Below are 20723 nucleotides of genomic sequence, written 5' to 3' on the forward strand. Positions count from 1 at the left end.
CCTTACACCTTGATATTCATCATTTTGGTGATCCATAAGAAACAGCCTCCTAAAGCCGCCAGTGCAAAAGTAGAGATCATGAACCCCGATCCGCTGTACATGGGCTCCATATAATCGGGGGAAGTCATATTCATGAACAGCAGCAGGAGGAACGGCGCGGCAAGAAGCGCCTTGGATTCGAACCGCTTCTGTGCAATCATCACGGATATCTCCTGCTGGATATCCAGCTTCTCCCCGATGACGGATGAGGTTCTGCGCACGACTTCGACCAAATCGCCGCCTGTGCGTTTGCAAGTCGAGAAGACATCGGCAAAATTCGTTAGATCCTCCATCCCCGCCCTTCGTGCAAAATCCTGCAGTGCCACTTCGATAGGCTCGCCGTACTCCAAACGGGACACAATGACCTTGAGTTCAAAGATCAGATCGCTGCTGCCTCCGGGATCCAGCAGCAGCAAGTCCTGAACGGCATCCCTGAATCCGTTCTCCACGGAGCGGCCGGCCGACAGGGACGAGGACAAGGAATAGAGAGCTTGCTTGAAGTGAAGATTCAGCGTCCTGCGTCTGCGTTCCAGCATAAACCGCCGCCATAATTTAGGGATCATCAGCCCTCCCGCTCCCAGCAGCAGCGACAATATCAGATTGTGATAAAACAGATAACCGATGAAGCAAAACAAAAGGCCGCCAAGGATCACACAAGCTGTTCTGTGCCTCATCGAGAGATGATAGACACTGTAATCCGGAAGGGCGTGGGTTCGAGCCGCGGCTGCATGCTCGGGTTTACCGGCGATTTTGCTCCTCTTGATCACTCGGCCGCCTTGGCCCTCTTTGGACATCCAGGCAGAACTGCCGGAGCGTTTCATTTATGTCACCTCCATCATCTTCTGCAGCGGCCAAGCCGTAATCCCGGCCATATGAAGCTTGTCCGCCGATTGAAGCGGATTGCCGCAAGGCTCCAGGCGCCCAATCACCCTGCCGCCCGATTCGCCCGTTTCACGGAACCGGTACAGCGGGTTCAGTACCACCTCGCCGTCGCTCATTCCAATCACTTCGCTAATCTCCGTTACGCGTCGCGATCGATCCCTTAACCGGGATAAATGCACAAATATATCAATTGCCGAGCTAATCTGCTGGCGGACTACGCTGATCGGAAGATCCGCACCGCTCAGTACCATCGTCTCCAAACGGCTGATCATGTCCTGCGTGTTGTTGGCGTGCCCTGTCGACAAACTTCCGTCATGCCCTGTATTCATGGCCTGCAGCATATCCAGCGCCTCGCTGCCCCGCACCTCGCCCACCACGATCCGATTGGGACGCATCCGCAGCGAGGAACGGATCAGATCGCGCATCGCGATCTCCCCCCGGCCTTCCGTGTTGGCATTCCGGGTCTCCAGCGACACGAGGTTCGGGACCGTCACGATCTTCAGCTCCGCCGAGTCCTCGATCGTAATGACACGTTCATCAGGCGGAATATATTGCGACAGCGCATTCAGGAAAGTCGTCTTCCCCGACCCCGTCCCGCCGCCTATAAAAATGTTATACTTGCCCTTGACCAATATCCGGAGCTGCTCTGCCGCCTCCTCCGTCAGTGCTCCCCTTCCAACCAAGTCATCCATCGTCATCGGCGATTCCGGAAACTTGCGGATCGTCATGGTCGGCCCTTTCAGCGCGATGGGCGGGAGCACGATATTCACCCGGGAGCCGTCCTTCAATCTCGCGTCAACGATGGGCGTCGATTCATTCACCACCCGGTTTACCGTACCCACAATGCTCTGAATGATATCCTCCAGCCGGCTCTGGGACTCGAATTGGAGCGGCAGCTTATTGACCTCGCCGTCCTGCTCGATGAATATATCCTGGTGGCTGTTTATCATAATTTCCGTAATCCGGGGGTTGTCCACCAGAGGTTGAAGCACATCCAGCCCGCGAAAAGAATCGAATACCCTCCGCACCAGCCTCCGCTTCTCGGCTGCGGTCAACTCCATGAGCTCGCGTCTTCTCCACACCATTTCCTCGATGCGGGCCATCAATTGCGAGTTGTTAACGCTCGCACTCATATCAAGCTCGGACCGAACCTGATCCCGAACCGATTTAAACGGATCCTCCATCATCACTTCCCACCGCCCGCATGAACCGGCATGATACCCGAGCCCTCCAGCAGCTGCTGGCAGAGCTTCAATACCTCCCTTTGATAGATCGGTGAAGACAACAGCAGATCTTCCCGATGGAGCTGCTTCCATGAAGGTATATAAGGCAGCACGCCGTCTATGCTCATATCCTTGCGGGGAAGCCCGTTAACAAGCTGACCCGTGTACCGGTTGACGATGAAGCGGCTCCGTTTCCTCACGCTTCCGAACAGGGCGGGGCTCTTAAGCTCCAATTGATCCAGCCATACGCCGCTCTTATGCATGCTGATCAAATCATCCAACAGCACCCAGATCAGCAGTCCGGCCTGTTCGAGAACCGCCTGCAATCGTTCCCCCGAGTCCCCCTCGGTATCCACCACAATGGCATCGTAATGATGGCATGCGATCAGGGAGGTCAACAGCAGGGATGTATCGTCCACGGTCATTTCCGATATTTCCTTAACGTTGAAGCTGGGCTCAAAGGAATCGCACTTCAAGCCATGATGCCTGATGATATAGGGAGCTATCGACAGCTCCGTCTCGGAAGCCGATTCTTGGGAGGCCTTAACGTCATACAGTAATCGCGAAAAGCTCCCCTCCATGCCGACGGACCCGGACGGAAACAACGCACTGCTGTTCACGCTCTCCAAATTGAGATAGAAAACTCTCAAACCGAGCACGCCAAGCTGCTTCGCCATGTTCATGGCGATCGTTGATTTCCCGCTCCCTCCCAGGGAAGAGACGATGCCGAGCACCGGTGTTGATCCCGAATTCAATTTATCCAGCGTTCCCCCGCTTCCCCTGCAGCGAGTTATCATGATGTCCAGCAGCTGAGGCAGCGGCTGGTATTTGGGGGTGCTGTCGCAGCCCTCCATAAGAGAAAGCGCTGAATGGCCCTCGCTTAGGAGCAGCCATGGAACCGATGCCTCCCCCCGGCTGAGCCAGCTCTCCAGCATATTTGCATCCCCAACGACCAAATTCGGTGTATCCCCCGCGTCCATATAATGAAGGAATGATTCTACGCGGGTAAATGCGGTCACCTGCAGAGCCGATCCGTAGGAGCTTCCATGCACATAATTCAGCAGCGGTTCGACATACCGGGAATCCTGCACTGCCAGCACAAGTCGGACCGGTATCATCATGCCAATCCCTCTCTTCTGCAACAACGCAAAAAAAGCACCGTCAAAGCCGCGAAATCGCGGACAATGAACGGTGCTTCCGTTGTCTGTTATAATTTGACAATAGAATATCACAGTTGCAGGAGAACGGCAAGATTTTATTTTTTATGTAGAGATAGCCCTTAATCACTATTGTCAAAACAAGGATAAATGTCCTACTATATAGGCTTAGAACGAGTGTTCTCTATATAGAAACTTCTTATATAGAATTAACATATATAAACTCCTAAACCATCTAAACCAATACTTCCAAGCTTGGAGAGTGACATCCATGAACAAACGTATACTAGCCGCGTTTCTAACCGCCCTGCTGTTATTATCCGGCTGCAGCCAGCCGCTGATGTCCCCGGAGACTTCGAACAAAGAAACCGCAACGTCCCGTACATCCGAAGCCGAGACAGACGCCGGCACAACGAATGCCAAGCAGACGACTTATCCCACCGATGATCTGAACCTGCCGCGGGTTGCCGTGGAATTGGTCAAAGCCGTTGACGGCGACACCATCAGCGTCATGTTCGAAGGCAAAAAAGAGAATGTTCGCATGCTGCTGGTCGACACGCCCGAGACAAGCCATCCGAAACTGGGCGTCCAGCCGTTCGGGCCCGAGGCCAAGGCTTTTACGAAGGAGCTCGTGGAGCAAGCCGATCGGCTTGAATTGGAGTTCGATATCGGTCCGAACCGGGATAAATACTCCAGGCTGCTCGCCTACGTGTATGCCGACGGGAAAATGGTCCAGGAATCGCTGCTTGAAGAAGGACTGGCCCGCGTCGCCTACATCTATCCGCCCAACACGCGCTATGTGGACAAATTCGATGATTTGCAGCGGATCAGCCGGGACAAGGGGCTCGGCATATGGAGCGTAGAGAACTACGCCCAGGAAGACGGATTCCATCCCGAGGAACAGGACGATACGAATAAGAACAACAACCATGACACCACAGCAACCCAAGCGCCTACCGAGAAATCCCAACCGTCCAAGCAAGCCTGCGACATTAAAGGCAACATCAACTCCAAGGGCGAGAAAATCTATCATACGCCCCAATCCCCGTACTATGAGCGCACGAAGCAGGAGCAGTGGTTCTGCAGCGAGGAAGAAGCCGAGCAAGCCGGTTTCCGGGCACCGCTTAAGTAGCTATGAACCTGATTGCATATGAAATGAACGCATATGTTCATCATATATAAATTTTAGCCGTATTTGAAAAGGAGCCACGAGCCATGGGGAAAAAGAAAACGCCGGCAGCCAAACCCAATGAAAATCAATCAGCAAATCCAAGTTCTGCCGCACTGTACAAAACCGTCTGGAGATGGCATTTCTATGCCGGCATCATTTTCGCTCCTTTTCTGATCATCCTGGCTGTAACCGGCTCCGTTTACTTATTTAAGCCCCAGATTGAACAAGCGTTATATCGGGACTACTACACGGTAACCCCACAAGCCGAACGGGTAACGCCCAGCAAGCTGGTCGGACAAGTGAAAGAGCTCTACCCTGACGCTACCATCACGAAATACCGCCCCGGCGAGTCGGATTCCCGCTCCACGGAAATCAGTCTGACCTCGGGCAGCGAATCCATAACCGTCTTCATGGACCCCTATACGGGAGAAAAGATGGGCGAGTTGAAAGACAAATACCGAATCATGGACAAAATCGAGGAGTTCCACGGCGAGCTGATGGTCGGGACCATCGGGGACCGGATCGTGGAGCTTGCCGCCTGCTGGGCGATCGTGCTCATCATCACCGGTTTGTTTTTATGGTTCCCGAAAAATAAAAACAAAAGCAAAAAGAAAAGAAGCCTCGCAGGGATCCTGTATCCGAGGCTCGGCAAGGGCAAGCAGATTCTTCGCCGGGACCTGCATGCCGTTCCCGCATTCTGGATCGCGGCAGGCATGCTGTTTCTCGTCATGACCGGATTACCCTGGTCAGGCCTGTGGGGCAGCAATTTCCAAACCGTGGCAACCAATACCGGTGCCGGCTATCCTCCTTCCATCTGGTCGGGCAGTGCGCCGTCCTCCCATGTGGTACAGACGAAGGAAGTGGCAGAGGTGCCTTGGGCGGCCGAAAATCTGGAGGTTCCCAACTCCACCATCTCCGACTTTATGCCGCTTCCGATTGAAGACGTCATGTACGTAGCCCGAAGCGAGGGAATGCATCCGAGTTACACCATCAGCATCCCGCAGCAAGCGGACGGGGTGTATACGTTGTCGGCCTATCCGCCGAAAGCGCAGGACGAAGCCACCCTGCATATCGACCAGTACAGCGGCGCGGTGTTGGCGGATTATCGCTATGATCATTACGGATTCGTCGGCAAAGCCGTTGCCCTGGGCATTACGCTGCACAAAGGAACCCAATTCGGCATCGTCAACCAGATTTTCAGTTTGCTGATATGCCTAGGCATCATTCTCATTGCGGTAAGCGGTTTGTACTTGTGGTGGAAACGAAAACCGGATCACGGACTGGGGGCTCCGAAAGCGCCCGAGGCAGGCGCCAAGAGCATGAGGCTGTTCCTGCTGCTGTTTATCGCTTTGGGGATTCTGTTCCCGCTTGTGGGCTTGTCCCTCATCATCGTGTGGATCATCGATTCTGTCATCGTGCGAAAGATACCGGCGATCAAGGCTTTCCTGAACGCCTGATTCGCTTAGGACTCAATCAAAAATAAGGGGTGGCGGTTTCATGATCGTAAAAGGCCGTATTATTATAACCGTACTGCTATCGGTTCTGCTGCTGAGCGCTTGTTCGGCCAGTCCCGAGGCAGCCGACCGGTATGAAAAAGAAATCCCGTTGATGGCCGAGGTGAACATCCCGGATGTATTATCCGTCCAACAGCCGGAGACCATCGAGATTATCCTTACCCAAGACGGCAAAAGAGTGCCCGGTGCGGATTTTGTCCACTACGAGCTGTGGAGCCATGACGGTTCCCTGCGGGATCCCATGACGGATGCGGTCGAGGTGGGCGATGGCGTGTATACGGTCACCAAAACCTTCGAAAAAGAGGGGCTGTATTTCATCAAGCTGCACAGCGGCAACAACGGCTCCATCATCATTCCCCAGAAACCGTTCGCCGTCGGCAAACTGTCCGCGGCCGAGCTTGCCTACCTGGAGGCGGGAACTCCGACATTCCAAGAAGGCACGGCAGAGCATCATCATTAAAACAAGCGGAATCAGGGTAGAAACCGGCGCCGAATGTCCGGCGTCGGCACCATGCATTCACTGGATTGCCCGAACCACCGGTAACGGTTCTTCGCCACCCAGCGGTACACCAGGTTCCGTAAGAAAGGGGGAATCAGGATCAGGACATACGACAGCGGCCAAGGAAAACGAAGACGCCGCGCAATCCGAAGAGCTCCCGTCGATCTGGTGTAATACCTCCCCTGTTCAATCAGCACCATCGTCTCCGGCGAATCTCCATCGAGCCCTCCCTGCCTCAACAGCTCCTGACCGATCTCGGATTGCAGCGAAGCGAACCGGAAAGCACCCGCGGGATCTCGCTTGATAATGAATTGGGTCAGCCCCTGGCACAAATGGCACACGCCATCAATCAGCACAATTGCATATTCCTCATGATTTTCGGTTGCACGATCCTTCATATTTTCTTCGCTCCCTTCACGCCATAAAAAAAGAAAAAACGCAGGAGCCCTCTCCTACGCTTGATCAAGTACGCTTATTGGTTTATTACTCAGCAGCTTTGTTCAGCCACTCGCCGTCTCTCATCTGCTGGTCGAATTCGTTCGAAAATTTCTCCATGCATTTGCATATGAAATCCTTACGACAAACCGGGCAAGGTACTTTCCCAAGTCGGCTAAGCGCAGTCAGTTTCCATTCCGGGAAGCGGTTATAGAATACGCGAATATCCGTTCCGTCAGCCGTGTGGATAATGAATTCGTAAAGCCCTTCCTTTTCATTGCTTCCAGCTGTGGTCACATTTGCAATCTGCGGTCTGTATGGCATGTTCATCACCCGTTTATTTTATTTAAATTCCTTATGACTGGTTTGTACTTTCTGGTACTTAGTCATATTAAAGAATTTTAGGGGTGATGTCAACCGAAGAACACATCCAGGATCGAGCCCAGCTGCCCCCTCTTTTTACCTTCCAATATATCCGGGTTGAAGACTTCCACATATCCGCAGTTCGTGCAGGAAACAAATAGGAAATGATTGTGCTGAATATCAAACATTTTGCTCAAGCCTGCCCCCGACATCGAGACCTCTTTCGTCTGGCAGTGGTTCCCTCCGCATTTGCTGCATACAAACCGTTCTTCGATCATTTGTTCTATTCGCATTCCAAGCGCCCCTTTCAATGCATAGCTTTAACTGAAGTACGGTGTATCATGTAAAAAGTTTCATATTGAGCGTCTTAAGCCGACAAAAAAAGGATGACCCCCATTTTAGAGAGCCATCCGAATCCTCTATCGTCAGCTTACGCTTAACTCCACGTCAATGTTGCCCCGGGTTGCTTTGGAATACGGGCAAAACGCGTGCGCTTTCTTCGCGAGATCCTCCGCCTGGCTTCGTTCGATGCCCGGCATTTCGATCTTCAGCTTCACTGCCAGCTTAAAGCCGTCAGCGCCTTCGTCTTTTCCGATCGACACCTGGGAATGGATCACGACATCTTTCAGCTCGACGCCCTCCTTGCGGGCGATGTTGGCCAAGGCGCTTTCATAGCAGGCGCCATAACCGGCCGCGAACAGCTGCTCCGGATTGGTTCCGGCTCCGCCCGGACCTCCGAGCTCTTTCGGCATGCTTAATTTGTGATTGAGAACGCCATCGGTAGATTCAACGGAGCCTTCCCGCCCTCCGACGACTTTAACATCTGCTGTGTATAATGGTTTCATGCTCGTTCATCTCCTTCATGCCCTATTATGGTCTCTACATGTACTCTTTAAACTTTCAGGACAATTTGAAACGATAAATAAGGCATTTCACCATAGTTGAGCATTATCCCGGCACGCAAAGAACATAACAAAAAAAGCCGCTTATCAAAGGGAATTCCACTTGATAAACAGCTTCTTTATGAAGTATGCGGTAGAGAGGACTCGAACCTCCACGGGTATACACCCACTACCCCCTCAAGATAGCGTGTCTGCCATTCCACCACTACCGCATGTATAAGGGATGTTCTGCAGCGAACATTCCCTATTATACTGCCCCCTTGCTCAAAAGTAAAGCGCCAAAATCTGGGCCTTAGGTCGGGCTTTTGCATCAGCTAGCTCTTGTCGCTGCGCTTGTCCTTCCGATAGGCTGAAAACTCGATGTATTCGCGGATAAATTCCTTCTCATGCTCTGCCAGACCGGACATTAAGGCAGGATCCAAAGATTCCGGATCTACTTCATATTCCCCGCGGGCTTCCTTGACACGGCTGGTCGGACTGCCTCTTCCTATAATCAGCCAATCCAGGCTGACGGAAAAAAATGCTGCAATCTCAATCAATTTATTCGTGCTCGGCGTTGTTTTTCCCCTCTTCCAGTCACCAAAATTTCCTGTGCTGATCCCGAGGGTTTCACAAAACGCCTTCTTGGTCATACCCCGGCTTTCTATGAGATGTTCGATTCGTTGGTAAATAGACTGCATCAAACAACCGCCTTCCTATTTCTCTTTAAAAGAAAAATATCTTATGTACGTATTTTTGTCTTGCATAATGACTTAATTACGTGTATAATCAAGATATATTGCCTAAATTATACCATAGTACTCATGGATCGTCGTATCTTTTACTCATGAGTCTATTCCGTACGAGGAGCGAGTAAATTGCCCTACGATACCATGACCACATCCTGGAATAATGCGGTGCACTCCTTGAATAAGGGGCTGATGGTCATTACCCCGGATGGCATCATAGACAAAATCAACGATCCGCTCATTGCCATGGCCGAAAAATACGGTGTCCCGCCTGACTTTAGGTGGCATGGAGCATCTTTTTTCGATATGACTTCCCGGCACTTGTGTTCTGTATTCGATCCATTTTCCCATGAGATGGATTTGCCATCCGTAAAGGAAGTGATACTGGGCAAGCTGCCTGATTATTCTTTTGAATATGCCGTGGAATGGAATGACCGGCAGAACTGGGTTCTGTGCGAGGTGCTGCCCTTGATGATGAACAAGGACAGCCGTGTTCACGGAGCCATGATATCGTTCACGGATATTACGAAGTTCAAGCACAAGGAACTGCTGCTGGAACAAGCGCTGGCGCACAGCTTCCCTCTTCCAGGACATATCCCGATCTGTGCCGTATGCAAATATGTTCGCCAAGCGGATGAATGGGAGCCTGTGGAGAGCTATTTGGAGAGCCGCCTCCCCATTGAGTTTACCCATGATATTTGTCCGGATTGCATTCGCAGACTATACCCGAAATATTCTTCCATTCTCGATGATCCGGAATTGCCCGATTAACGTCCCGTCTGCATTCAACACAGAATAAGCAGCTTCGATATCCCGATGATCAATGGATTCGAAGCTGCTTATTTGTACTTGAGACATTCTTTGGTTGATTACGCGTTCACAAAACGAAGCAGGGGGCTTATAAGGGTCGGCAATACCGAAACATGCCCCTCACCCTCAATTTCGTTGAAGGTCGTCTCCAGCACCTCTTCATGCCCTCTGAGAAGGGCATAGAGTTCCCTCGCGTCCTTTACCATGGACGGTTTCTCCTCGGCCCCCACGTACAGGCGGAGTGACTTGCGCTCCCCGCTCTGTCGTAAGCGGTTCTTTCCCTCTTCCCATCGCTGGTACAGCGCGTAATTCTTCCACCACACCGAGGGACATGCCGCAATATACCGCGAAAAGGCATCCGGTCTGGTGAATAAGGTATACAAGGTGAAAAATCCACCGAGCGAGTGTCCGAACAGCGCCTGCTTCGATCGGTTCACTGCATACCGCCGCTCCACGGCCGGCTTCAGCTGCTGCTCGATGAAGGTAAGGAACGCCTCCACGCCGCCCGTCTCCGGCCAATCCATGCCGTTTGGCCGGACAGGCAGTTCAGCGGGATCGGCATATTCCGTAAAGTTATAGAAGCGCTCGCTGCTCACGATAGGGTTGTCGCTGTCAAAGCCGATGCCGACGATGAGCGCCGAGGGAATGCCCCGCGGCGTACGGGATTGCAGGCGGATGGCTTCGGCCAGCGTGCCGAAGGTGGCATTGGCATCCAGCGAATATAACACGGGATAACCTCCCTCAGGAGGCGGTCCCATCGGCTCGGCGATGAAAATGCGGTATTCGCGGCCCGTCTCGTCGGACTGCATGGACCAGGTCAGCGTTCCCGGTACGGAAAACAAAGGGGCCTTTACTTGGTTATCTTGGTTATTATGCGATTCGTGCTTTTCCTGATAATCCGGATCCTCATGTTGAGCTCGCCCCTTCGCCGATGCTTGCTCCTCTGCTTCCCCGACGAACAGCCACCGCAGCGCATCCGGAAATCTTCTGGACATAAAGATAGGATCATGGGTTCCGTCAGGATCTACCGCCAGCTGCAGCCTCTCACGGCTCACCCCTTGCTCAAGCCAGAACCGATGGGCCTCCACGTTGTTCACAAACATATTTTTCTGCGCATTTTGTTTATACGCCCCTTCAAGCTGCCCGACGGACATATACACCCGCTGCTCAGCCGGCCATTTTTCCTGCTGGCGGATGTAGTCCATCACCCCCTCGTACCATAACGAAGCCGACAGCATGCCGATCCGTCCGAAGGTATCGGGACGCCAATATCCCGCGAACATCGAGATCAAACCGCCAAAGGAACCTCCGATGATGGCCGTATGATCAGGCTCTGGAAGCGTTCGGTACCGATGGTCTATGTATGCTTTGATGACATCCGCTACCTCATCGACATAAGCTCTCCCCTCCCCGCCGAAAGGAGGGTTGCTCTCCAGCAAAGGCTCAGCCGGCCAAGGCGTATACTCACGATTCCGGTTCGTTGACGAGATTCCGACCAGGATGACCTCTTCCAGCCGGCCTGCCGCAAACAAATGATTCAAATAGTTCAAGCAGTCCGTGAACATATCTCCTTCATCTTGAACATAGGCAACAGGATAGGAACGGTCAGACTCCAGATAGGAAGGAGGCAGATACAGTATAAGCTCTCTGCCCTCAACTGCCAGCTGCTTGTAACGATTCATGTGATCCTCCCGAAAGCTGCTTTTATTTTCTCATGCGAATTAATAAATAGATAAAATACGGAACCCCGATCACGGATACCACAATGCCTGCAGCAAGCTCGGCCGGAGCGAATATCGTTCTGCCGATAAAGTCGCCTATGACAACAATCGCCATGCCCGCTATGCCGCTGATCGGGATGATATGCCTGTGCCGCAGTCCGACAAGCTGCCTGGCCATATGCGGAGCAATCAGGCCGACAAACCCGATGCTGCCGGATACGGCTACGCTGGCGCTCACCAGGCCGATGCTGCACAGAAGCAATATATTTTTCTCGCGCTCGACGGATACCCCTACGCTCTTCACGCTTTCCTCGCTCAGCTGGAACAAGTCGAGCACTTGAGAGCGAAGCCAGATGACAGGCGGCAAAATAACGAGCCACGGCAGCATGGTCACCACAAACTTCCAGTTGGCGCTATGAAGGCTGCCGGCGAGCCAGGCAACCGCCATCTCATAATCTTTCGGGTTCATTTTTAGCGAAACATACATGGTAACGGCTCCAAAGCCGGATGCGATCGCAATGCCCACAAGTATGAGCCGCTGTGGATCCAGCTTTCCGTTTTCTCTCGCAAACATGTATATGGCCGTGGTCGCTGCCAAACCGCCCGCGATGCCGAACATGGGCATCATCATCACCCCGAGCCAGCCGGTCATCGTGATCTGCCCTTGCAGCAGGAACATAAACAATACGACCGCCATGCCGGCGCCTGCATTGATGCCGAGGATGCCCGGATCCGCAAGCCCGTTGCGGGTTACCCCTTGGATGACGGCACCGGCCATCCCCAACGCAAAACCGACAAGGGCGCCAAGCACGATTCGGGGGAGCCTGAATTCAAACACGACAAGATCAAAGTCCGAATTGGGCTTCATCCGAAAGAGCGTCTGGAATACTTCCTTGATGGACATGTCAAACGTTCCGTTGGTCAGACTGAAATAAACGGCTGCCAATACGACCGCTATCCCGCCTGCCAGCACCATCGGGAACCGATAAGATGTGTTATGCACGCTGAGCCCCTCCCCTCGTCTTGATCAGATAGAGGAAGAACGGCACGCCGATCAGCGAAGTGATGACACCGACCGGCGTCTCGAAAGGGCTGTTCACGAACCGGGCGAGTATGTCGCACAGCGCCAGGAACATGCCGCCAAGCACGCCCGACACCGGTACGATCCATCGGTAATCGGAGCCCGATAAGTACCGTGCAATATGAGGGACAATCAAGCCTACAAAGGCAACCTTCCCTGCCAGCGCCACCGATACGCCCGTCAAGATCACGACCGCCAGCATCGCAAGGCCTTTCACCAGCCATGTTTTGACGCCAAGCCCCTTGGCCGTCTCGTCCCCGAGGGAGAGCAGCGTGATCGATTTGGACAAAACCACGGCGAGGCACAAACCGACGATCGCAAACGGAATGCTCAGCTTGATCAGCTCGGGATCCATGGCATGCAGCCGGGCATTGTACCAAAAACTGATGCTTTGGGAGATTTGAAAATAAGCTGCCAAAGCTTCGGCCGTTCCGCTAAGAAACGTCCCGATCACGGTTCCTAGTATAGCCAGCCGAACCGGACTGAGCCCCCCTGGAATAAGCCATGCTAATCCGAACACGACGGCTGCACCGATCACGGAACCAACCAATGAACTGACAATGTACATATTGGAGCTGGCATTCGGAATGAATACCATGAACAAGGTCACCGCGAACACCGAACCGTCCGATACCCCCATAATGGAGGGGGAGGCTAGATAGTTTCTTGTCATCCCCTGCATAAGAGCGCCCGAAACCGCCAGAAAAGCACCGATCAACATAGCCCCGACGACTCGGGGCAGCCGGGAGCTCATAATGATCTGATGGTCGATGCTCTCCGGGTCAAAAGCGAAGATGGAGTCCCAGACGGTATCCATCGAAATATTCTTGGCTCCATACAGGATGGAGGCCGCTATGAGCAATAAGCAGACTGCCGGGGCCATCACAAGGATGACAGCCGGCAGCGATTTTTTGAACCCCATGAACAACACGCCTTATACGTTTATACTGAAATGTTTGATATTATTTCGTAAGATTTTCGACGGCAGCTTTCAGAAACTCGATTTTACTGTACGCGGTACCGCCTTGAGCAAGCGGGTCAACCACGTTGACAAAAGCCGTTCCGTTCTTGAACGCGTTCAGGTTTTTCATGATCGGATCATTCTGCAGCTCTTCCAGTGCGTTCGGCGTATCCTTGTTCTCGTCCGGAGAGAACTGGACAAACACGTAATCCGGATTCATCTCAGCCATTTTCTCTTTGGAGACCAGCTCCTGCGCTTGCGCGGCTTCTACCTCAGCCGGTACGGCGATTCCCAGATCCTCGTACAATACCGGATTAAAGAATACCCCAGCCGGGTAAATGTACATCTCTCCCGCACGAACCCGTAGCGCCAAAACCTTCTTGTCCTTCAGGCCGTCTCCGATGGTTGCCTTTGCGGCTTCCAGATCCTCTTTATATTTAGCGATCTCTTGCTCAGCCTGTTCCTGCTTGCCGCTCAACTCGCCCAGCAATCTCAAATTGCTCTCCCAGTTGGTGGATACATGAGAATAAGGTATCGTCGGGGCAATTTTATTCAATTGTTCCACGACCTCCGGCTTGAACTTGGAAGATCCCAAAATCACGTCCGGTTTCAGCGAGAGGATCGTTTCGAAATTCGGCTCCGTTTTCTCGCCTACCGACTGGGCATCCTTTGTAATCGACTCAAACAATGGAGGGAAAGAGCCCGAGAAGCTGATCGCTCCGACCGGATTCACTTCCAGTACAATAGAGTCCTCCATGGCTTCGACGGCACCCGTGATAACGATCCGCTCCGTTTTGGCAGGAAGCGTGTATTCCTGATCAAGATATTTCACAACTTTGGCTTCGCCCGCAGCGGGTGTTTCTTCGTTCGAAGCTTTATTCTCCTCAGCGGTGTTCGTGCTTCCTGCATTACTCGTGCTTGCTCCGTCTGTATCTTTAGCCTCGTTACCTCCGCCACAAGCAGATAGTACCAAAGCAAATACCAGCAATAACCCCAAGACCATTTTCATCCGTTTCATCTCTCTCCAGTTACCCCTTCCATGATCCATGATCATTCAATAATTGATAATGATTATCATTATTGATCATACTATCGGATTTGCTCTCTATGCACCATGGACAAATAACCGGATTCCTCATGGACATTTTCCGGAAAATAACCGGAAGGCCTCCTCCGCCATCTGCTCCATTGCAATGGGCGAATACTCACGCCAAGGATAAGAGGATAATTGATGGAACGTTCCCTCTCTCACCGCGGAGATGGTCATCCACTCCGGCGTCGCCTGCAGTCTTCTCCAATAGGCAAGCGTTTCGGAATCTTGACGGATCAGAAGAAGCAGATGGTTTGCACGGCTCTCCCTGATCTGCTCCATCGTTAAATACCCCTCATTCTGCTGATCCATAGGCAGGGCCGGCTGAAAACCGAAATCATCGAATAGTAATTCCTTCATGCCCGGATGGCTGTATGCCCGAAGTTCATCCTGATGCAGGCGCGCGGTCAAAAGCGTACGGGCTTCCCTATTGCTAGAGGGGAGCTTCTCCCGGTAAGCCGATATCTTGTGATGAAACGCTTCAATCCACTGCTCTGCTTCAGGCAGCTTGTCCAGCATTTTGGCGAGACTAAGCAAGTTGAACCGCCATCCTTCCTGCTCTCCCGGCATTTCATAGAGAGGGGCGATCTGCCGAAGCTGCTCCTTCTCCCACTCCTCGACCCCCTGCGCGCACACGATGAGCTCCGGACGTGCCGTGGCCAGCTTCTCCAGATTCGCATATTTGTTATGGTTCTGGCGGTATGCATCCAGATGGACCGGAATATCCGGGCCGAGATGGTTATAGTAATGCTGTGACCACTTTGGATGAAGCGGGGCCGCGTACGGCGTGAAATCCAGCGGCATGGCGTAACCCAAAAGGCTCGTTGAGCCGTACATCGCCAGTTTATTTTTCCTTGTCTTCATATAGGCGGAGGGCGAGATCCCAAAAGCTTTCTTAAACTTGCGGCTGAAATAAAATTCATCCTTATACCCCACCATATGGGCAACCTCACGCAGCAAGGAATCCGAACCCAGCATCAATTGTTTGGCCTTGTTCAAACGGACACCCGCCAAATAATCCATTGCGCTGTGCCCATAGGTCTTCTTATATACCTCTACAAAATACTTGGGGCTCAGCTCGGAGAGATTCGCCAGCTGCTCGATCGTTAAATCTTCATCGTAATGCTCTTCGATATACTCCTTCACCCGCTCCAGCGCTTGCCGTTTATCATTCTTGGCATATGGGCTGCATTCGGCCATCATCGTGTACAGCAGCTCTTGAAAATCCAGCTGAGCCCTCCACTGCTTCATGGGCTCCTTGCTGTGAAAATCCTTATACATCACCCTGCAGACGAGATTCAAGCGGTCCGGGGAGCTGACGACAAAGATGCCGTCATAGGGCATGAATGCGGCGCCGTCCACTTCATGCAACCGACCGCAGCCCGACATCCCTTCATAGAAGCCAAAATGAAGGATCGCAACCGCTGCCTGTTCCTGTTCCTCGGAACTCCAGTACTCGCCGCTCGTAATGCCGAAAGTAGATCCCGCCGCGCAAAAATAAACGCACCCCTTATTCATGCGGGTCACTTGCTCTGCCTGCTGCAAACAGGTCTCTCCGCTAAGAGGGACGATCAAGGCCGGTTGCACGGCCAACTGTTGTTCCAAGGACATCCCTTGCCCATGAACAATATCCATATTCCATAAACGGGCCATGAACCCGCTGTATTCTTGCAGCTCGTCCTTGCTGCTATTCATCGATAGGTTTAACATCATTGCAGACCCCAACCTTAAATGAGAATGGTTATCATTATCATATAATTATCATACACCGTATCAAATGTCCAGCACGTTCTTCGTCTTTCCCATAATGCGCCATGATAGTCAGGCTAAAAAAGAAAGCAGCCATGTCTCCCTAAAAGGAGTCATGGCTGCTGCTATTTACAAGTGTGTCTGAAGGCGGATCTTTTGAATGAGAGAGTTTCAACCCCCTCCAAGGGGAGTCTCTTCTTACATCCGCTGAATTTTCATTAATTTCCCCGTTGGCGCTGCCGGGCTCTAGCCTCGCCGCCTTTGCGGCCCGCTTCTTCACGGCTCATCTTGCCATCCCCGTTGCTGCCGCTGCCGTTTCTGGCTTCGCCGCCCTGCTGTCCAATTTCTTGGTAGAACTCGCGACCATGGGAATCCGAGGTAGCCTCGCCGCCTTTGCGGCCGATTTCCTCATAGAACTCCCTGCCATGGGAGTCGGAAGTCGCTTCGCCGCCCTTCTGGCCAATCTCTTGATAAAACTCCTTATCATGGGAGTTTGACGTGGAGTCTCCGCCTTTTTTGCCGATTTCCTGATAAAATTCTTTGTCATGGGAGCGGGACGTCGCTTCGCCGCCCTTCCGTCCGATCTCTTGGTAAAACTCTTTATCATGGTTGTTCGCTGTTGCTTCTCCACCTAAACGTCCTGCTTCTTCACGGCTCATCTTTCCATTATTGTTATTAGCCATTCTGAATCACTCCTTATAGGTTTTTGGAAGTTGTTGCTCGTCCACGATATGATATTAACCTCTTGACCAGAGATGAAACACCGGTTTTGCATAAACGCGCAATGAAAAATATCTAAAATATGGATAATCTCTATGGAAATCCTGATATATAAATAAAAAAGCTCCACGCTATGCGTGAAGCTTCTTCTTCAACATGGTATGCGGTAGAGAGGACTCGAACCTCCACGGGTATACACCCACTACCCCCTCAAGATAGCGTGTCTGCCATTCCACCACTACCGCATAATATAAGGGATACATCTCTTCGTGCTTAGTAAAAATGGTGAGCCATGAAGGACTCGAACCTTCGACACCCTGATTAAAAGTCAGGTGCTCTACCAACTGAGCTAATGGCTCTCGATGACAATCGTGCGGCTGCCATATAGAAAGTGGTTACTCGGGTTTCTCATCCCGAGGTTATATAGAAAGTGGTGACCCGTAGGGGATTCGAACCCCTGTTACCTCCGTGAAAGGGAGGTGTCTTAACCCCTTGACCAACGGGCCACTTTAACCACGTCGCCGTGACGACAAGATTGAGTATAGCATAAATTTAAAAATGCTGGCAAGCTTTTTTTTCGCGAATTTTCAAATTTATTTATTTAGCTTTTTCGGCCCATAAATCAGCCTAAAAAACCAGGTGTCAACTTCCCTTCTTGAACGCTATTTCCTTTACGCTTCACATGGTATGCATGTGCGTTTTCCCTTGAGCTTACGATTCGATGCAACCGTCCATCCATAAAATGCAATGCAACCCCGTCATCAGCAGCATATCCTGCTTTTGCTTCACCTTGAAGCACGAGTTTGTGATAGGCGGGTCTTCTTTTGCTCTCTCCATCATAATGCGGACAATGACTGCCTTGTAATATACCCAAACCCTCAAGCTTGTATAAAGGCCCGTTCAACGGGTCCGTCACCCCTTGCTCAAACCAGCAAATGGAGCCAGCGCTTAACCCGGTTAAAATGACACCCTGTTCATACGCCTCTTTGAGTATCTGATCCAGGCCCCATTCCTTCCACAAGACCAGCATATTCCGGGTATTGCCCCCGCCAACATAAATGATATCCTTCTCGAGTACAAAAGACCGAAGATCAGCAAAGTTCGGCTGGAACAGCGACAGATGACTGGGAATACACGGCAGTGTCCGGAAAGCATGATAGAAACGTTCAACATACCCATCCGCATCCCCGCTTGCCGTCGGAACAAAACACACTTCAGGCATTTCTTTCGATACTTGTGCCAAAACATAGCGATCCAGCAGCAAATTATCAGGTTCCATCGAAAAGCCGCCGCCACCCATTGCAATAATCTGTTTCATTGAGCTCTATTCCCCCATTCATGCTAAAGCGAAAGAGAGAGGGATACTCTCCCTTCGGTCGAGACTGCGAAGTATCCTAACGCTGATTATGCTCCGACGAACCCTATCCAGGGTTCTCATCCCTATGCAAAAAAAGCTCCCGATCACTTAGTGATGGGAGCTTTCTTCGATGTCATGCTAAAGCGAAAGAGAGAGGGATACTCTCCCTTCGGTCGAGACTGAGAAGTATCCCTAACGCTGATTAAGCTCCGACGAACCCTATCAGGGTTCTCATCCCTATGCAAAGAAAGCTCCCGATCACTTGGGACTGACCCCAAAGCGTGAGACAAATTAAAACACCTTCAAGAGAACTAAACCATGTCGTAAGATATGGAGATAACCTTGGAGGTGTTTTTGCGTTGGCAACAAGAGTTAGCTACCCATTCGAACTTAAGATGAAAGCTATTGAAATGAGATTAGAAGGAGTTCCGGTTAGAGAGGTCATGGAGCAACTCGGGATACGGAATAAGACACAGCTAAAGGTGTGGATGAAGTGGTATCGAGAAGGTGACGTACATCGGCTGGAGCAGCCTGTGGGTAAGCAATATAGCTACGGGAAGGGGCCAGAATACTCTTCAGAGTTAGAAAAACTACAGGCAGAAAACCGATTTTTAAAGCAGCAATTGGACCTGCTAAAAAAGTACACGGAGTTAGAAAGGAGGTGAAACCCGAGGTCGTCGTTGCTTGGATCGAGTCCATTCGAGAAGAAGTCACGGTGACGCAAGCTTGTGCATGGCTTGGGATTGCAAGAGCAACCTATTATCGCTGGAAAGCAACTGTGGAAGCAAAAGGTCCAGAACCAACGGTGGAGAAAATCCGAGAACTTTGCATTCATCATAAATTTCGGTATGGTTACCGGAAGATCACCGCGCTCCTCCGAACAGAGCAAAGTATAAATCACAAACGTGTGCAGCGTATTATGCAGCGAGAGGGGCTCCAATGTCGTGTCAGAGTGAAGAAACGCAAACCTACAGGGCAGCCAGCTTACATCGCAGAACACTTGTTAAAGCGTCAGTTTGAGGCCGATGCCCCTATGCAAAAACTCGTAACAGACATTACGTATTTGCCGTTTGGCGGAAAAACGTTATACCTGTCGAGCATCTTGGACTTGTTTAACGGAGAGATTGTGGCATACAGTATATCTGACAAGCAAGACACTGAGTTTGTCCTGGACACGTTGGCTCAACTGCCCACCCTGTCGGGCACCATGCTCCATAGCGACCAAGGCAGCGTCTACACCTCTCAGGCCTATCAAGAAGCTGTAAAGGGAAAAGGCATTACCATGAGCATGTCCCGCAAGGGTACGCCCGCTGATAATGCCCCCATCGAATCGTTTCATTCCACGCTAAAGTCTGAAACGTTCTATCTCGAAGGTTTAACCTGTACGACGACGGCAATCGTCGAGCAGACCGTTCGAGACTACATTACTTACTATAACTCAATTCGCATTCAAACAAAACTAAACAACCAGTCACCGGTTCATTTCCGGCAACTGGCTGCTTAAACTTGCAAGGTGTTTTGATCCCTGTCTCACAAACGGGGGGCAGTCCCACTTGGTGATGGGAGCTTTCTTCGATGTAATACAACGGAGAGAGAGGGATTCGAACCCTCGCACCGCTTACGCAGTCTAACCCCTTAGCAGAGGGTCCCCTTATAGCCACTTGGGTATCTCTCCATATGGCTCCCCGAACAGGACTCGAACCTGTGACAACTCGATTAACAGTCGAGTGCTCTACCAACTGAGCTATCAGGGAACGTGAAGTTGAATACTAATAATTTATCATGACTTCTTAGGGGAGTCAAGCTTCAGAAGCGTTAGACGCCCGCCGCACTTTCCGCACCGATACCGGGCCGGATCCATCTTCCGTTTACGCAGGTATTCCGTCCCGCAGTCGCCGCAGCGAAGCATGTATCGGTACGGTTCCGGTTGACGTCGGCCCGCCGCCTTGCCCTTCGGCAACGATTTGCAGAAACGGCTTCCACCAACGGCCTGCAGCAGTTTCTTGAAATCGGCATCGCGATGGCGATATCCCCTGCCCGCAATGTGGAGATGATAATGGCACAGCTCATGCTTGATGATCTTCTCCACCTCTTCCCTGCCGTGCGTGGCCAGCTGATGCGGATTGATCTCGATATGATGGCTTTTCATGAAATAGCGGCCGCCGGTCGAGGACAATCGCCGGTTAAACGTAGCCTGATGCCTGAACGGAACCCGAAAGCTCTCCAGCGAGATTTTCTCGACCCAGGCCTGCAGCTCCTCATTACTCATCTCGTTCGTTGTCACTATGTCTGATCCTTCCTTTGCCCTGATAAATGCTACT

The 20723-nt window shown here is 51.7% G+C and carries 21 protein-coding genes and 6 tRNA genes; 5 read left to right on the forward strand and 22 right to left on the reverse strand.

Features of this window, described 5'->3' with window-relative positions:
* Positions 1 to 2: 2 nt before the first annotated feature.
* The 3 genes from GYMC10_RS25860 to GYMC10_RS25870 are packed head-to-tail and all read right to left on the reverse strand — an operon-like array spanning position 3 to position 3265.
* Positions 3 to 860 carry a type II secretion system F family protein gene (locus GYMC10_RS25860; RefSeq protein WP_015737229.1) on the reverse strand — a complete coding sequence of 286 codons (858 nt, stop codon included), beginning with the start codon at positions 858 to 860 and terminating at the stop codon, positions 3 to 5.
* Positions 861 to 2108, reverse strand: a complete 1248-nt coding sequence (locus tag GYMC10_RS25865) for a CpaF family protein (protein WP_015737230.1) — start codon at positions 2106 to 2108, stop codon at positions 861 to 863.
* Positions 2108 to 3265 carry a hypothetical protein gene (locus GYMC10_RS25870; protein WP_015737231.1) on the reverse strand — a complete coding sequence of 386 codons (1158 nt, stop codon included), beginning with the start codon at positions 3263 to 3265 and terminating at the stop codon, positions 2108 to 2110. The genes GYMC10_RS25865 and GYMC10_RS25870 overlap by 1 nt, the downstream gene beginning before the upstream one ends.
* Before the next feature lie 307 nt (positions 3266 to 3572).
* Here GYMC10_RS25870 and GYMC10_RS25875 point away from each other — a divergent pair, with 307 nt between their 5' ends.
* From GYMC10_RS25875 to GYMC10_RS25885, 3 genes are all read left to right on the forward strand, one after another.
* Complete coding sequence (locus GYMC10_RS25875) at positions 3573 to 4433, forward strand: thermonuclease family protein (RefSeq protein ID WP_015737232.1); 861 nt, start codon at positions 3573 to 3575, stop codon at positions 4431 to 4433.
* A gap of 83 nt (positions 4434 to 4516) precedes the next feature.
* The gene (locus tag GYMC10_RS25880) at positions 4517 to 5929 is read left to right on the forward strand and encodes a PepSY-associated TM helix domain-containing protein (RefSeq protein ID WP_015737233.1); all 1413 of its coding nucleotides are present in this window, start codon (positions 4517 to 4519) and stop codon (positions 5927 to 5929) included.
* 40 nt (positions 5930 to 5969) lie between these two features.
* Positions 5970 to 6446 carry a FixH family protein gene (locus tag GYMC10_RS25885; RefSeq protein WP_015737234.1) on the forward strand — a complete coding sequence of 159 codons (477 nt, stop codon included), beginning with the start codon at positions 5970 to 5972 and terminating at the stop codon, positions 6444 to 6446.
* Between the two features lie 11 nt (positions 6447 to 6457).
* On the opposite strand, the gene GYMC10_RS25890 is transcribed toward GYMC10_RS25885, so the two are convergent.
* The 6 genes from GYMC10_RS25890 to GYMC10_RS25915 all read right to left on the reverse strand — a co-directional run bounded on the left by GYMC10_RS25890 (position 6458) and on the right by GYMC10_RS25915 (position 8865).
* Positions 6458 to 6883 (reverse strand): thiol-disulfide oxidoreductase DCC family protein, encoded by a 426-nt coding sequence (locus GYMC10_RS25890; RefSeq protein WP_015737235.1) that lies wholly within the window; start codon positions 6881 to 6883, stop codon positions 6458 to 6460.
* Between the two features lie 85 nt (positions 6884 to 6968).
* Positions 6969 to 7244 (reverse strand): hypothetical protein, encoded by a 276-nt coding sequence (locus GYMC10_RS25895; RefSeq protein WP_009594434.1) that lies wholly within the window; start codon positions 7242 to 7244, stop codon positions 6969 to 6971.
* Between the two features lie 89 nt (positions 7245 to 7333).
* Positions 7334 to 7576, reverse strand: a complete 243-nt coding sequence (locus GYMC10_RS25900; protein WP_006212369.1) for a zinc ribbon domain-containing protein — start codon at positions 7574 to 7576, stop codon at positions 7334 to 7336.
* Positions 7577 to 7708: 132 nt separating this feature from the next.
* Positions 7709 to 8128 (reverse strand): organic hydroperoxide resistance protein, encoded by a 420-nt coding sequence (locus tag GYMC10_RS25905; RefSeq protein ID WP_015737236.1) that lies wholly within the window; start codon positions 8126 to 8128, stop codon positions 7709 to 7711.
* Positions 8129 to 8314: 186 nt separating this feature from the next.
* Positions 8315 to 8397: transfer RNA gene (locus GYMC10_RS25910), tRNA-Leu, on the reverse strand.
* 102 nt (positions 8398 to 8499) lie between these two features.
* Positions 8500 to 8865, reverse strand: a complete 366-nt coding sequence (locus GYMC10_RS25915; protein WP_015737237.1) for a helix-turn-helix domain-containing protein — start codon at positions 8863 to 8865, stop codon at positions 8500 to 8502.
* Between the two features lie 177 nt (positions 8866 to 9042).
* Here GYMC10_RS25915 and GYMC10_RS25920 point away from each other — a divergent pair, with 177 nt between their 5' ends.
* A complete protein-coding gene (locus GYMC10_RS25920; RefSeq protein ID WP_015737238.1) occupies positions 9043 to 9684 on the forward strand; it encodes a PAS domain-containing protein in 642 nt (213 codons plus the stop codon).
* Between the two features lie 98 nt (positions 9685 to 9782).
* Here the strand turns inward: GYMC10_RS25920 and GYMC10_RS25925 are convergent, their stop codons facing one another.
* From GYMC10_RS25925 to GYMC10_RS25970, 10 genes are all read right to left on the reverse strand, one after another.
* Positions 9783 to 11405: an alpha/beta hydrolase gene (locus GYMC10_RS25925; RefSeq protein WP_015737239.1), complete on the reverse strand. Its 1623-nt coding sequence runs from the start codon at positions 11403 to 11405 to the stop codon at positions 9783 to 9785.
* Positions 11406 to 11427: 22 nt separating this feature from the next.
* Positions 11428 to 12420, reverse strand: a complete 993-nt coding sequence (locus tag GYMC10_RS25930) for a FecCD family ABC transporter permease (protein ID WP_036666329.1) — start codon at positions 12418 to 12420, stop codon at positions 11428 to 11430.
* Between the two features lie 19 nt (positions 12421 to 12439).
* Positions 12440 to 13447, reverse strand: coding sequence for a FecCD family ABC transporter permease (locus GYMC10_RS25935; RefSeq protein ID WP_015737241.1), 1008 nt, complete (start codon positions 13445 to 13447; stop codon positions 12440 to 12442).
* A 40-nt stretch (positions 13448 to 13487) separates the two neighbouring features.
* Complete coding sequence (locus tag GYMC10_RS25940; RefSeq protein WP_015737242.1) at positions 13488 to 14504, reverse strand: ABC transporter substrate-binding protein; 1017 nt, start codon at positions 14502 to 14504, stop codon at positions 13488 to 13490.
* Between the two features lie 117 nt (positions 14505 to 14621).
* A complete protein-coding gene (locus GYMC10_RS25945; protein WP_015737243.1) occupies positions 14622 to 16289 on the reverse strand; it encodes an AraC family transcriptional regulator in 1668 nt (555 codons plus the stop codon).
* A 254-nt stretch (positions 16290 to 16543) separates the two neighbouring features.
* Complete coding sequence (locus GYMC10_RS25950; RefSeq protein WP_015737244.1) at positions 16544 to 17008, reverse strand: KGG domain-containing protein; 465 nt, start codon at positions 17006 to 17008, stop codon at positions 16544 to 16546.
* Positions 17009 to 17207: 199 nt separating this feature from the next.
* Positions 17208 to 17290: transfer RNA gene (locus tag GYMC10_RS25955), tRNA-Leu, on the reverse strand.
* 38 nt (positions 17291 to 17328) lie between these two features.
* Positions 17329 to 17404: transfer RNA gene (locus tag GYMC10_RS25960), tRNA-Lys, on the reverse strand.
* A 72-nt stretch (positions 17405 to 17476) separates the two neighbouring features.
* Positions 17477 to 17551 (reverse strand) — tRNA-Glu (locus GYMC10_RS25965).
* Between the two features lie 116 nt (positions 17552 to 17667).
* Positions 17668 to 18363 carry a peptidase E gene (locus GYMC10_RS25970; RefSeq protein WP_015737245.1) on the reverse strand — a complete coding sequence of 232 codons (696 nt, stop codon included), beginning with the start codon at positions 18361 to 18363 and terminating at the stop codon, positions 17668 to 17670.
* Positions 18364 to 18761: 398 nt separating this feature from the next.
* On the opposite strand from GYMC10_RS25970, the gene GYMC10_RS25980 reads away from it, so the two are divergent.
* Positions 18762 to 19906 (forward strand): IS3 family transposase gene (locus GYMC10_RS25980; RefSeq protein ID WP_085982514.1). Its coding sequence is split into 2 segments (ribosomal slippage): positions 18762 to 19056 and positions 19056 to 19906, totalling 1146 coding nucleotides; the frame shifts between segments, so codons are not numbered across the junction.
* 82 nt (positions 19907 to 19988) lie between these two features.
* On the opposite strand, the gene GYMC10_RS25985 is transcribed toward GYMC10_RS25980, so the two are convergent.
* From GYMC10_RS25985 to GYMC10_RS25995, 3 genes are all read right to left on the reverse strand, one after another.
* Positions 19989 to 20077: transfer RNA gene (locus GYMC10_RS25985), tRNA-Ser, on the reverse strand.
* Between the two features lie 3 nt (positions 20078 to 20080).
* Positions 20081 to 20156, reverse strand: a tRNA-Asn gene (locus GYMC10_RS25990).
* Positions 20157 to 20182: 26 nt separating this feature from the next.
* Positions 20183 to 20671, reverse strand: a complete 489-nt coding sequence (locus tag GYMC10_RS25995; protein ID WP_186326543.1) for a SprT family protein — start codon at positions 20669 to 20671, stop codon at positions 20183 to 20185.
* Positions 20672 to 20723 lie beyond the last annotated feature (52 nt).

This window comes from Paenibacillus sp. Y412MC10 (assembly GCF_000024685.1).
Lineage (GTDB): Bacteria > Bacillota > Bacilli > Paenibacillales > Paenibacillaceae > Paenibacillus_AQ > Paenibacillus_AQ lautus_A.

Coding starts and splice junctions, on each gene's coding strand:
- GYMC10_RS25995 (WP_186326543.1), bottom strand. CDS start 20,671: ATGAGTAATGAGGAGCTGCAGGCCTGGGTCGAGAAAATCTCGCTGGAG.
- GYMC10_RS25870 (WP_015737231.1), bottom strand. CDS start 3,265: ATGATGATACCGGTCCGACTTGTGCTGGCAGTGCAGGATTCCCGGTAT.
- GYMC10_RS25925 (WP_015737239.1), bottom strand. CDS start 11,405: ATGAATCGTTACAAGCAGCTGGCAGTTGAGGGCAGAGAGCTTATACTG.
- GYMC10_RS25880 (WP_015737233.1), top strand. CDS start 4,517: ATGGGGAAAAAGAAAACGCCGGCAGCCAAACCCAATGAAAATCAATCA.
- GYMC10_RS25895 (WP_009594434.1), bottom strand. CDS start 7,244: ATGCCATACAGACCGCAGATTGCAAATGTGACCACAGCTGGAAGCAAT.
- GYMC10_RS25940 (WP_015737242.1), bottom strand. CDS start 14,504: ATGAAACGGATGAAAATGGTCTTGGGGTTATTGCTGGTATTTGCTTTG.
- GYMC10_RS25915 (WP_015737237.1), bottom strand. CDS start 8,865: ATGCAGTCTATTTACCAACGAATCGAACATCTCATAGAAAGCCGGGGT.
- GYMC10_RS25885 (WP_015737234.1), top strand. CDS start 5,970: ATGATCGTAAAAGGCCGTATTATTATAACCGTACTGCTATCGGTTCTG.
- GYMC10_RS25865 (WP_015737230.1), bottom strand. CDS start 2,108: ATGATGGAGGATCCGTTTAAATCGGTTCGGGATCAGGTTCGGTCCGAG.
- GYMC10_RS25860 (WP_015737229.1), bottom strand. CDS start 860: ATGAAACGCTCCGGCAGTTCTGCCTGGATGTCCAAAGAGGGCCAAGGC.
- GYMC10_RS25945 (WP_015737243.1), bottom strand. CDS start 16,289: ATGATGTTAAACCTATCGATGAATAGCAGCAAGGACGAGCTGCAAGAA.
- GYMC10_RS25890 (WP_015737235.1), bottom strand. CDS start 6,883: ATGAAGGATCGTGCAACCGAAAATCATGAGGAATATGCAATTGTGCTG.
- GYMC10_RS25950 (WP_015737244.1), bottom strand. CDS start 17,008: ATGGCTAATAACAATAATGGAAAGATGAGCCGTGAAGAAGCAGGACGT.
- GYMC10_RS25905 (WP_015737236.1), bottom strand. CDS start 8,128: ATGAAACCATTATACACAGCAGATGTTAAAGTCGTCGGAGGGCGGGAA.
- GYMC10_RS25970 (WP_015737245.1), bottom strand. CDS start 18,363: ATGAAACAGATTATTGCAATGGGTGGCGGCGGCTTTTCGATGGAACCT.
- GYMC10_RS25875 (WP_015737232.1), top strand. CDS start 3,573: ATGAACAAACGTATACTAGCCGCGTTTCTAACCGCCCTGCTGTTATTA.
- GYMC10_RS25930 (WP_036666329.1), bottom strand. CDS start 12,420: ATGGTGCTGGCAGGCGGGATAGCGGTCGTATTGGCAGCCGTTTATTTC.
- GYMC10_RS25900 (WP_006212369.1), bottom strand. CDS start 7,576: ATGCGAATAGAACAAATGATCGAAGAACGGTTTGTATGCAGCAAATGC.
- GYMC10_RS25935 (WP_015737241.1), bottom strand. CDS start 13,447: ATGGGGTTCAAAAAATCGCTGCCGGCTGTCATCCTTGTGATGGCCCCG.